We start from the raw sequence: 11,497 nt of genomic DNA, 5'->3' as shown, positions 1-11,497 counted from the left end.
CGCGCGACTCACACGTGCTCCCTCGCGTCGTCCTCGCTGCGCCCTCGTCGGGGCAGGGCAAGACGACGGTCAGCGTCGGTGTCATGGCCGCGCTGGCCGCGCGCGGGTTGAATGTGGCGCCGGCCAAGGTCGGCCCGGACTTCATCGACCCCGGCTACCACGCGCTCGCCACGGGGCGCGTCGGGCGCAACCTCGATCCGTGGATGCAGGGTGAGGAACGCATCGCGCCGCTTCTGCTCGCCGGGGCCCACCAGCCGGACCCTGCAGACGTTGCCGTCATCGAAGGTGTCATGGGCCTTTTCGACGGTCGACTCGGCACGGACGGTTTCGCCTCGACGGCTCACGTCGTTCGGCTCACACAGTCGCCTGTCGTCCTCGTCGTCGACATCTCCTCGGCGAGCCGGAGCGTTGCGGCTGTCGTTCACGGGCTGCGCTCGTTCGACCCGCGCCTCGACGTCGCGGGCGTCATCCTCAACAAGGCCGGGTCGCCGCGGCACGCCGACGAAGTGCGCCGGGCCTGCGCCGAGGCCGACATCCGTGTGCTCGGTTCCATGCCACGCGACGCAGGCGTCAGCGTTCCGTCCCGCCATCTCGGACTCGTGCCCGCCGCGGAGAGCGCGGGCGCCCGCGCCACGCTCGACCACCTCGCGCGTGCCACCGCAGAGCACATTGACCTCGATGCGCTGCTCGAGGTGGCCCGCGCCGCGGCACCGCTCGAGGCGATACCGTGGACGCCACCCGCGCGTCAGCTCACGCCCGGTGACGAACGGCCCAGGGTGGCCGTCGCCGGCGGCCGCGCCTTCACATTCCGCTACGCCGAGACCGACGAGCTGCTGCGCGCCCAGGGCCTCGAACCCGTCGTCTTCGATCCCGTGACGGACGAGGCCCTCCCCGAGGGCACGCGTGGCCTCTACCTCGGCGGCGGCTTCCCGGAAGTACACGCTGCGGCGCTCGCGAAGAACCGATCGCTGCTCAATCACGTTGCCGCGGCTGTCCGCGCGGGGGTACCGACCGTCGCTGAGTGCGCGGGCATGCTCTACCTCCTCGCCGAGGTCGACGGACACCGCTTCGCCGACGTCATCGAGGCGCGCGCGACGATGAGCCCGCGCCTCACCCTCGGCTACCGCGAGGCGATCGACCCAGCCTTCCCGGACAACCCGCCCGTGCGCGGCCACGAGTTCCACCGCACCGTCACCGAGCCCCGTACGGGCGGGCAGCCCGCCTGGGAGTTCGACGGTGCTGCCGAGGGATTCGCGCTCGACCCCGCGGGCGCCGGGCACCCCACCGTTCACGCGTCCTACCTCCACACGCACTGGGCCGGAGCGCCGGAGCGGGCCGTCACGTTCGCGGACGCCGTTCACGCCGGCCCGCAGGCTCCGTCTGCGCCCGGCGCCCACGGACGAAGCTTCTTCTCCGGGGAAACGCCGGTCGGCAACCCCACGCTCTTCCACGGCGACGACGAGCTGGACGAGGCACTGATCGACTTCGCCGTCAACGTCCGCGCCGCGCAGCCACCCGCCGACCTCACGCGGCACCTCGCCTCCAATCTCTCCGGCCTCGCGGCGTACCCCCGTGCCGACGCCGCCCGGGACGCCGTCGCAGCGCGTCACGGGGTCGCGCCGCATCAGGTGCTGCTGACGAACGGTGCGGCGGAGGCCTTCACCCTCATCGCGCGCGGTCTCGAGTTCGACACGCCCCTCGTGGTTCACCCCCAGTTCAGCGAGCCCGACGCCGCCCTGAAGCGCGCAGGCCATCGGCCGAGACCTCACATCGTGCGAACGTGGCTCGGCGAGAGCCTCGACAGCGTTCCGGATGACGCCGACCTCGTCGTCGTCGGGAACCCGACGAACCCCACGGGTGCGCTTCACTCCCGGGCCGAGCTTCTCGCCCTGCGCCGACCGGGCCGGATCCTCGTCGTCGACGAGGCGTTCATGGATCTCGTGCCCGGCGAGCACGCCTCGCTCCTCAACGGACCCGTCGACGACGTCGAGGGCCTGCTTGTCGTCCGCTCGCTGACGAAGACCTGGTCGATCGCCGGCCTGCGCGCGGGCTACCTCGTCGGCGACACCGAGCTGGTCGCCCTGTGCTCTCACGCCCAACCGCACTGGTCGGTCAACACGCTCGCGGCCGAGGCCGCGATCTTCACGACGTCACCAAGCGCCCTGCGCCAGGTGGCTGAGTGGGCTGTCGAGACCGAGCAGTGGCGCGAACACCTCGTCGACGGACTACGCGCGCTCGGTCTGGACCCCTTGCCGTCCCGCGCACCGTTCGTCACGGTCGAGGTGGGAACGGGCGTCCACGCACGACTGCGAGAGGAGGGCTTCGCCACACGGCGTTGCGAGACCTTCCCCGGCCTCGGGCCCGAATGGATCCGACTCGCCGTCCGTGACCCGCTGACGACGGACGCCCTCCTCGCCGCCCTCGGGCGAGTCCTCCAGCGAACCGGCGAGGCGGACCCGAGGGAGCCCAGGTCATGAAGCAAGCTCTTGTCCATCGCACCGACGAGCGCGTCGGGGTTGTCGTCGCCGACCTCGCAGAACGGGGCTTTCGGGTCGACGTTCCCGCGCAGGAACAGTCCGCCGTCACGGAGGATCTGGCTGCGCGGGGCCAGCTCACCCATGTCGAGGAGCCGGACCCCTTCGCGTATGCCCTGGTCGTCGACGCGTCCGCGCACCTGAAGGGTGTTGCGCCCGACGCCCGAAGTTCGGGCAGTTCCGCGCGGAAGGCAACGGGGGCGGTGGTCCTCGTCGGGGGCGGGCCAGGCGACCCCGGGCTGCTCACCGTGGCTGGGCTCGAGGCCGTCAAGCAGGCCGACGTCGTCGTCTACGACCGGCTCGCGCCCTTGGCCTCACTCGCGCAAGCGCGGCCGGACGCCGAACTCGTCAACGTCGGCAAGATCCCGCGCGGGGAATTCACGCCGCAGGAGACGATCAACGCCCTCCTCGTCGAGCGCGCCCGCGAAGGCAAGCACGTCGTCCGCCTCAAGGGCGGCGACAACTTCGTCTTCGGCCGCGGCGGCGAGGAGTGGCTCGCCTGCGCCGACGCCGGCGTCCCGGTGACGCTCGTCCCCGGCGTGACCTCCGCGGTCGCGGTTCCGGCGCTCGCAGGCATCCCGCTCACCCATCGCAGCCTCACGCAGGGCTTCAGCGTCGTCAGCGGCCACGTGCCGCCCGGCGACCCGCGCTGCACCGTCGACTGGCGCTCACTCGCCACCGGCGGGCTGACGATCGTCGTGCTCATGGGCGTGGCCAACCTGCGAGCGATCGCCGGCGAGCTCCAACGCCACGGCCTGGCACCAACCACGCCGGCGGCCTGCATCGCCGACGGTGCGACACCGACGCAACGACACGTCGTCACACCGCTCGCCGACCTTGCCGACGCCGTGGCGCGAGGCGGGCTCGAGCCGCCGGCCATCACGGTGATCGGCGATGTCGTCACGGCTTTGGGAGGCGCTGATGGCTAGCCTCCTCGCGGGTTTGCGACTGGCCATGGGCACCCTGAGCGTCGTTCCGGTCGGGGAGGTCGACACCTCCCGTTCCACAGCACGCGTCGCCATGACGCTCGCACCGGTGGCGGCTCTCCCGGTGGCGGTGGGCGTCGGCCTCACGGTGTGGGCCGCCGATCTCGCGCAACTCAGTCCGCTCGTCGTCGGGTTCCTCGCCGTGGCTGTCTCGGCTTTACTCACCCGCTGCATGCACCTCGACGGACTCGCCGACACTGCCGACGGTCTCGGCGCCGGATGGGATCGCGAGCGGGCGCTCGCCGTCATGAAGCGAGGTGACGTGGGCCCCATGGGCGCGGTCGCCCTCGTCGTGGTGCTGGGTCTGGAGGCCGCCAGCGTGGCGGCGCTCGTTGATCATCCCGTTGTCATCGGCGCCGCGTGGTGCGCCGGCCGGGCCGCCTGTACGGCCCTGGCAGCCGGCCCATCCCCCGCGACAACCGGAGGAATGGGCGCCCTCATGACGCGCACCGTCTCCCCCGCCGTCGCTGCCCTCGCCGTCGCGCTCGTCGCTCTCGCGCTGGCCGGGGTCGCGGCTCTCTCCGGCCTGCAGCCGATCGGAGCGTGCGTCGCAGCCGCCGTTGCCGTCGTCGTGGTGAGCGCTCTGGTCCTCGTGTGCCGTCGCAGCTTCGGTGGTCTCACCGGCGACGTGTTCGGCGCCGCCGTCGAACTCGCCACCGCGGCCCTCCTCGTCGTGCTCGCTTCCGGAGCGTGGCGATGAAGACGCTCATCACGGGAGGCGTTCGCTCGGGCAAGTCGACCTACGCCGAGGGCCTCCTCGCCGACGCAACGTACCTGGCCACCGGCGCACCCCGCGACGACGCCGACTGGCAGGAGCGGGTACGGCTCCACCAGGAACGACGACCGGCTTCGTGGCGGACGCTCGAAACCCTCGACGTTGCGGCAGCCCTCACCGCGACAACCGGCCCGATCTTGCTCGATGACGTCGGCAACTGGCTCTCGCGCACCCTCGACGCCCTCGACGCCTGGAACGACGAGACACCGCGGCGCGGATGGCAGACGGCGTACCGCGACGCGAGTGAGTCTCTCGTCGACGCCATCGCGAACTACGAGGACGACCTCGTCATCGTGACGAACGAAGTCGGCTTCGGCCTCGTCTCTCCGTACGCCTCCGGCCGACTGTTCACCGACGAACTCGGCCGGCTCAGCCAACGCATCGCCGCGGTCTGCGACCAGCTCGTCCTCGTGGTCGCAGGTTGCCCCCTCGTCATCAAGGACGAACACCGTTGAACGAACGCGCGCTCGGACTTCTCCTCGGTTACGGTGCCGATCGACTGCTCGGCGACCCCCGGCGTGCCCATCCGGTGGCGGCCTTCGGCACGTGGGCCATGGCCTGCGAGCGGCGGCTCTACGCACCGACCCGAGCACGCGGCACCTGCTTCCTCGTCGTGACGACGGCACCGTGGGTGGGGGTTGCCCTGCTCGCGTCGCACGGCCCCAATTCGCGCCCGCTCGTCACCGCCGCGGTCACATGGGCCGCCCTCGGAGGCCGCAGTCTCGAGCGCGAGGCACTCGCGGTGCACGAGTTGCTCTTCGAGGGCGACCTCGAGGGGGCCCGCCGGCGGATCCGGTCACTCGTGGGCCGAGACACCAGCGCGCTGGAGGCTGACGCTCTCGCCCGAGCCGTCGTCGAATCGCTCGCCGAGAACCAGTCGGACGCCGTGGCAGCCACGCTCGTCTGGGGTGCTCTCGCGGGCGCTCCTGGGATCGTGCTCCACCGCTGCGTCAACACACTCGACGCGATGGTCGGACACCGGTCCGAGCGCTACGCGGACTTCGGCTGGGCCGCCGCCCGCCTCGACGACGTCCTCAACTGGCTGCCGGCGCGGGTCAGCTTGCTCGCAACGGCTGCCGTCGCAGGTGCGACCGACGGCACGAGTGCGGCGCGGCGCGTGCTCACCGGCGCCTCCCGCGACGGCGCACGGCACCCGAGCCCCAACGCCGGTCCTGTGGAAGCGGCTGCGGCGTACGCCCTCGGTGTGCAGCTCGGGGGGCTCACCACCTATGGCGGCCGGGTGGAAGACCGCGGTCAGCTGGGCGACGGTCGTCCCGTGTCCGTCCGTGACATCCGGCGCGCGGCAACGCTGACGCGACAGGTCGGCCTCGTCGTCCTCGGGGCCGCAGTGACCGCGACCGCCATGGGTGGACGGCTTCAATGCCGGTAGAACCTCGGGCACGAGCAAGCTAGCCCTGGTCGTTCACCCACCGCACGACCGCTGCTGCGTCGTCGAGTTCGCGCATCCCGGCCGGTGATGCGGGTCGCCTGACGACGACGACCCGAACGCCCAGCTCCCGCGCGGCCGTGAGCTTGGCCTCGGTGTACCGGCCGCCCGAATCCTTCGTCAGCAGGACGTCGATGCCGTGCTCGCGCATGAGCACGCGTTCCCCCTCGACGTCGTACGGACCACGGTCGAGCACGACCGTCCACCGACTCGGGGGCGCCTCGAGCGGTTCGACAACCCGCACGAGGACGTCGCGATCCGCCCATGGCGCGAAGTGAGTGAGCGTCTGACGCCCCGTTGTAAGGAACGGGCGTTCGCCCAGGCCTTCTGCTGCGGTGCGGGCGGCGTCGTAGCCGTCCGCCCACGTCCACGTTCCGGCATCAGGGTGCCCCTCCCACCCCGGTCGGGCGAGCCTGACAACGGGCACCGCGACCGAAGCGGCAGCCTCGCGAGCGTTCTCCGCCATCCGTGTTGCGAACGGATGTGTGGCCACGACCAGGTGGGTGAAACCGCCGTCATGCAGGTACGCCGCCAACCCGTCAGCTCCGCCGAAACCGCCGATCCGCACCGGGCCCACGGGCAACCGTGGCCGTGACACGCGGCCAGCCAGCGAGGAGAGCACGCCCACACCAGCCTCGGTGAGCGAGGAAGCCAGGTCGCGCGCTTCGGCCGTGCCCCCGAGCACGAGCACCTTCGGTTCGTTCACCCCGCAACCCTACGACCCCGCGGGCATGCGGAAGGCCCCGCCCGACCGTGAGGTCGAACGGGGCCTTCTCGGATGATCCGTGGTGACGCGACTGCGCGTCACCGGTGGGATCAGTTGCCCGTGAGCTTCTCGCGCAGAGCGGCGAGAGCCTCGTCGGAAGCCAGTGTGCCCTCGGCCGGCGTCGAGCTCGAGGACGAGCTGGACGAGGAGGACGACGAAGACGTCGAGGACGAGGAGGAAGCGCTCGAGCTGTAGGACGTCGGGGCCGTCTCGCCGGAGGCAGCAGCCTCGGCGTCGTCCTTGCGCGCCTGCTCGATCTGAGCCTGGTGAGCCTCCCAGCGAGCGTGGGCGTCCGCGTACTGCTTCTCCCACTTCTCGCGCTGAGCCTCGTAGCCCTCGAGCCACTCGTTGGTCTCCGGGTCGAAGCCCTCGGGGTACTTGTAGTTACCCTGCTCGTCGTACTCGGCAGCCATGCCGTACAGCGTCGGGTCGAACTCGGCAGCCGCCGCGCCGTCCTCGTTGGCCTGCTTGAGGGACAGCGAGATGCGACGACGCTCGAGGTCGATGTCGATCACCTTGACGAAGATGTCGGAACCGACCGTGACGACCTGCTCCGGCAGCTCCACGTGACGCTCAGCGAGCTCGGAGATGTGGACGAGGCCCTCGATGCCGTCCTCGACGCGAACGAACGCACCGAACGGAACGAGCTTCGTGACCTTGCCCGGCACGACCTGGCCGATGGCATGCGTGCGAGCGAAGTGCTGCCACGGGTCTTCCTGCGTCGCCTTGAGCGAGAGGGAGACGCGCTCGCGGTCCATGTCGACGTCGAGAACCTCGACGGTGACTTCCTGACCGACCTCGACGACCTCGGACGGGTGGTCGATGTGCTTCCAGGACAGCTCGGAGACGTGGACGAGACCGTCGACGCCACCGAGGTCGACGAACGCACCGAAGTTGACGATGGACGAGACGACGCCGGAGCGCACCTGGCCCTTTTGCAGCTCCTTGAGGAACGTGGTGCGGACCTCGGACTGGGTCTGCTCGAGCCACGCGCGACGCGACAGCACGACGTTGTTGCGGTTCTTGTCGAGCTCGATGATCTTGGCCTCGATCTCCTTGCCGACGTACGGCTGGAGGTCGCGGACGCGACGCATCTCCACGAGCGAAGCCGGGAGGAAGCCGCGCAGGCCGATGTCGAGGATGAGACCACCCTTGACGACCTCGATGACCGTACCGGTGACGACGCCGTCGTCTTCCTTGATCTTCTCGATCGTGCCCCAGGCGCGCTCGTACTGCGCACGCTTCTTGGACAGGATGAGGCGGCCTTCCTTGTCCTCCTTCTGGAGAACGAGGGCTTCGACCTCGTCACCGACGTTGACGACCTCACCGGGGTCGACGTCGTGCTTGATCGAGAGCTCGCGCGAGGGGATGACGCCCTCGGTCTTGTAACCGATGTCGAGGAGAACCTCGTCGCGGTCAACCTTGACGATGACACCTTCGACGATGTCACCGTCGTTGAAGTGCTTGATCGTCGCGTCGATGGCGGCGAGCAGCTCTTCCTCCGAACCGATGTCGTTGACAGCGATCTGGGAGGTCGTAGTGGAAGTCATGTGTAAGAAGTAACTTTCGGTGGGCAATTCGGGAGGACGCACAGCCGGGAGGCGCACGCCCTGAGCGGACAGGACAAGCTAGGTATCGCACTCGAATTCACGGTGCACGGCTGCAGAATGCACCCGCGCGTTGTGATTCTCGAGCGTCTCGCCTTCGGTCACTTGGTCGTTCCAACTGCGTGCCCCCTCGGCCTGTGACAGCCTTGTGAGCGCAGTTCGGGTCGGATCCGGAGTGACCGGGCACGAAACCACAGCGATACGCGCCTTTACCCTATCGAACGGCGCACCGTCACCCAAACCGGGCCTGGGAACGCGCTGGACGCTCGTCGCCGCGTCATTCCGCGGGGCCGCGACGACGGACGACCTCCCCCTCCCGTAGCGTCGGGGCCATGAACGAGACGCCCGACCGCGCCGGTCGCTTCACCGTATCGGGGCAAGAGAGCACCCGGGCCAATCGCGCCTGGTGGGACGGCGAGGCCGACGAGTACCTGGCCGAGCACGGCGCTTTCCTCGGTGACGCCGAACTCGTCTGGGGTCCGGAGGGATGGACCGAGGCGGAATTGCGCATTCTGGGCCCGGAGGGCTGCCTTGCCGGGCGTGACGTGCTCGAGTTCGGCTCGGGAGCAGCACAGGCCGGACGCTGGTGCGCCGGCCAGGGAGCGCGGGTCGTCGCCACCGACCTGTCCCTGGGCATGCTGCGCCAGGGCGCACACATCGATGACACCCGGCGAGCGGCGTCCGTGCCGAACCACACCGGGCCGGCTCTCGCGCAGTGTGACGCGTCGTGCCTGCCCTTCGCCGACGACGCGTTCGACGTCGTGTTCTCCGCCTTCGGCGCCGTCCCGTTCATTGCCGACACGGCTGCCCTCATGCGCGAACTCGCCCGCGTGACGAAGCCCGGAGCCCTCGTCGCCTTCTCCACGACGCACCCTCTTCGCTGGACGCTTCCCGACGTGCCCGACGAGAGCGGCCTTCTCGTCACGTATTCCTACTTCGACACGACGCCCTACGCCGAGGCCCGCGGCGAGCGAGTGCTGTACGCCGAGCACCACCGCACCCTCGAAGCCCGCGTGGCGGAGCTGCTCGGCGCCGGGCTCGTCCTCGAACAGCTGCGCGAGTTGCCGTGGAAGGAGTCGAACAACCAGACGTGGGGCGGCTGGAGTCCCCTTCGAGGAAATCTCGTGCCGGGCACGCTCGTCCTCACCGGGCGAAAGCCCCGCACCTGAAGATGCTCGCCCCGAACAACGGCGACCACAGGCCCCTGGAGACGTCCGCAAGGCCGACGGATAACGAGAGGGCCGACCACGTCGTCACGTGATCGGCCCTCTCGTTCGTGTTCTCAGCGGTTGAGGATGTGCTCGGTCTCCCCCGCCGTGAGGACGTGCCCCTCGTCGGCCTCGGGGTGCTCGCGGAACCAGGCGATGGTGCGCTCCAGCCCCGTCTCGACGCTCACCTTCGGCGACCAGCCGAGAAGCGCCTGCGCCTTCGTCGTGTCCGGACGGCGCACGGTCGGGTCGTCCGTCGGGCGCGCGATGTACTGAATCTCGGACGAGGTACCCGTGAGGTCGATGATCCACTGCGCGAGGTCACGCATCGAGATCTCGTGCGGGTTGCCGATGTTGACCGGGCCCGGGTCGTGCGTCTCGAGCAGCATCGCGAGGATGCCGTCGACGAGGTCGTCGACGTAGCAGATCGAGCGGGTCTGGCTACCGTCGCCACTCACCGTCACCGGTTCACCGGCCAGCGCCTGACGCACGAAGTTCGGGATGGCTCGACCGTCGTTGGGGCGCATGCGCGGACCGAACGTGTTGAAGATGCGAACGATCGACGCATCGACCCCACGGTTGTCGCGATAAGCGAGAACGAGAGCCTCGGCGTAGCGCTTTGCCTCGTCGTAGACGCCGCGCGGACCCACCGGGTTGACGTGCCCCCAGTACGTCTCGGGCTGCGGGTGAACCTGCGGGTCACCGTAGACCTCGGACGTCGATGCGAGAACGAGCCTCGCGCCTTTGCGCTGAGCCAGCTCGAGCGCGTTCTGCGTACCCATCGACCCGACGCGCAGCGTCTCGATCGGCATCTTGAGATAGTCCACCGGAGAGGCGGGCGAGGCGAAGTGCAGGACGCCGTCGACGTCGCCGTCGATGTCGAACGGTTCCGTCACGTCGTGCTCGACGAGAGTGAAGCGATCACCCACGAGGTGGGCGACGTTGGTGGCGCGGCCGGTGACGAAGTTGTCGACGGCCACCACTGAATGACCCCGGCGGAGCAGGGTCTCGCCCAGGTGTGAGCCGAGAAACCCCGCCCCGCCGGTGATGACGACGCGCATGGTCAGTACTGAACCCCGTCGTCGCGGCGGTCACCGAACACCATGTTGGCGTTGTCGTTCCCGTTGCCGTCACGGTAGTCATCGCGGTAGTCGTCGCGACGCTCCTCGGCGTGGGCACCGACCGAGCCGCGCGCACGCATCGACACGATGAGACCCAGGACCAGCGCGAGCAGACCCAGCAGGCCGAGCACGAGCGGCGCCCAGTTACGCAGAATGTTGAGCTGGCTGCCCTTCGACTTGTACTCGTCGACGTTCTTGGCCACCGTCTCCGGCGTCATCGTGGAGGTCGTGTCCATCGCGTTGACGGGCTCCTGGCCCTCCAGCTCAAGCGTCTGCTTCTGCTTCTCCTGAAGCTTCATCATGACGCCGGTCACCGGGTCGACCCAGAGGGTGCGCTCGTTGGCGTACGTGCGGTCGGCCGTCTGCTTGCCCTTTTCGAGACCGAAGATCTCGCCGGGGACGTCCATCTTGGTGAACGTCGTCTTCGGGACCGACTGCGTGAACTTGTACGTCTTCATGCCGTTGATCTTGTCCTCGCCCGCGAACTTCACGGGGATGGCCTTGGCAAGCGTCGTGTCCCAGTACTCGTACTTGGCGTCCTTGTTGACCTGGAAGGGGAACTTGATCGTCTGGCCCTTGATGTCGACCGGCTTGCCGTTGAGCTCGTTACCGTCCCACTTGACGGCTTCGCCCGTGGAGCGGTCGATGGCGACCCGCTGCGTCGTGGCACTCATCGGCGGGGCCTTCACCTGGCCCTTGTCGTCGAAGTTGTCGGTGGACTGCCACTGGTCGATGACGACGACGTCGCGACCGAGCTCCTCCGAGACCTTCTCGCTCGCGGCCTTGTCGGCCACGACGGTTGCCTTGGTGAGGATCTTGCCGCTGCCGGCCTTCACCTTGTCGGCGTCGAAGTACTTCGCGTTGTCGTCAGCCACGGTCTGCTGCGTGTTCTGGTTGAGCGGAACGACCGCGAGTTTGGGGTAGGCGTAGAACCGCATGAGGAGCGCCATCGTGAGGAAGAACGCCCCGAATCCGATCATCACAGCAGCCTTGCGCACTGGATCCTCCTAGGGGAACGAGAAAACTTACGCGACGGTAACACCTTCGGAGCCC

10 protein-coding genes are annotated in these 11,497 nt (G+C 69.2%); 6 read left to right on the top strand and 4 right to left on the bottom strand.

Features of this window, described 5'->3' with window-relative positions:
- Positions 1 to 14: 14 nt before the first annotated feature.
- The 5 genes from AA983_RS13195 to cbiB are packed head-to-tail and all read left to right on the top strand — an operon-like array spanning position 15 to position 5,685.
- On the top strand, positions 15 to 2,477 hold the full coding sequence (locus tag AA983_RS13195) for a cobyrinate a,c-diamide synthase (RefSeq protein WP_231579612.1): 2,463 nt from the start codon (positions 15 to 17) through the stop codon (positions 2,475 to 2,477).
- Positions 2,474 to 3,463: a uroporphyrinogen-III C-methyltransferase gene (cobA, locus tag AA983_RS13190; protein ID WP_082128932.1), complete on the top strand. Its 990-nt coding sequence runs from the start codon at positions 2,474 to 2,476 to the stop codon at positions 3,461 to 3,463. Before AA983_RS13195 ends, cobA begins: the two co-directional genes overlap by 4 nt.
- Entirely contained in the window at positions 3,456 to 4,220 is a 765-nt protein-coding gene (locus AA983_RS13185) for an adenosylcobinamide-GDP ribazoletransferase (RefSeq protein WP_231579611.1), read from the top strand. Before cobA ends, AA983_RS13185 begins: the two co-directional genes overlap by 8 nt.
- Entirely contained in the window at positions 4,217 to 4,750 is a 534-nt protein-coding gene (locus tag AA983_RS13180; protein WP_047312885.1) for a bifunctional adenosylcobinamide kinase/adenosylcobinamide-phosphate guanylyltransferase, read from the top strand. The genes AA983_RS13185 and AA983_RS13180 overlap by 4 nt, the downstream gene beginning before the upstream one ends.
- On the top strand, positions 4,747 to 5,685 hold the full coding sequence (gene cbiB / locus AA983_RS13175) for an adenosylcobinamide-phosphate synthase CbiB (RefSeq protein ID WP_047312746.1): 939 nt from the start codon (positions 4,747 to 4,749) through the stop codon (positions 5,683 to 5,685). The genes AA983_RS13180 and cbiB overlap by 4 nt, the downstream gene beginning before the upstream one ends.
- 19 nt (positions 5,686 to 5,704) lie before the next feature.
- Here the strand turns inward: cbiB and AA983_RS13170 are convergent, their stop codons facing one another.
- Together AA983_RS13170 and rpsA are read right to left on the bottom strand one after the other, a co-directional pair.
- A complete protein-coding gene (locus AA983_RS13170; RefSeq protein WP_047312745.1) occupies positions 5,705 to 6,448 on the bottom strand; it encodes a cobalt-precorrin-6A reductase in 744 nt (247 codons plus the stop codon).
- Between the two features lie 110 nt (positions 6,449 to 6,558).
- Entirely contained in the window at positions 6,559 to 8,058 is a 1,500-nt protein-coding gene (gene rpsA, locus AA983_RS13165) for a 30S ribosomal protein S1 (protein WP_047312744.1), read from the bottom strand.
- 389 nt (positions 8,059 to 8,447) lie between these two features.
- On the opposite strand from rpsA, the gene AA983_RS13160 reads away from it, so the two are divergent.
- Positions 8,448 to 9,284 (top strand): class I SAM-dependent methyltransferase, encoded by an 837-nt coding sequence (locus AA983_RS13160; protein WP_047312743.1) that lies wholly within the window; start codon positions 8,448 to 8,450, stop codon positions 9,282 to 9,284.
- A gap of 113 nt (positions 9,285 to 9,397) precedes the next feature.
- On the opposite strand, the gene AA983_RS13155 is transcribed toward AA983_RS13160, so the two are convergent.
- Complete coding sequence (locus AA983_RS13155) at positions 9,398 to 10,384, bottom strand: UDP-glucuronic acid decarboxylase family protein (protein ID WP_047312742.1); 987 nt, start codon at positions 10,382 to 10,384, stop codon at positions 9,398 to 9,400.
- Positions 10,385 to 10,386: 2 nt separating this feature from the next.
- Positions 10,387 to 11,442 (bottom strand): DUF3068 domain-containing protein, encoded by a 1,056-nt coding sequence (locus AA983_RS13150; protein ID WP_047312741.1) that lies wholly within the window; start codon positions 11,440 to 11,442, stop codon positions 10,387 to 10,389.
- Positions 11,443 to 11,497: the final 55 nt, after the last annotated feature.

Source organism: Dermacoccus sp. PE3, from assembly GCF_001021715.1.
Classification (GTDB): Bacteria; Actinomycetota; Actinomycetes; order Actinomycetales; family Dermatophilaceae; genus Dermacoccus; species Dermacoccus abyssi.
Note: the sequence above shows the minus strand (reverse complement) of the source record. Positions and strands in the feature narration are given on the sequence as shown.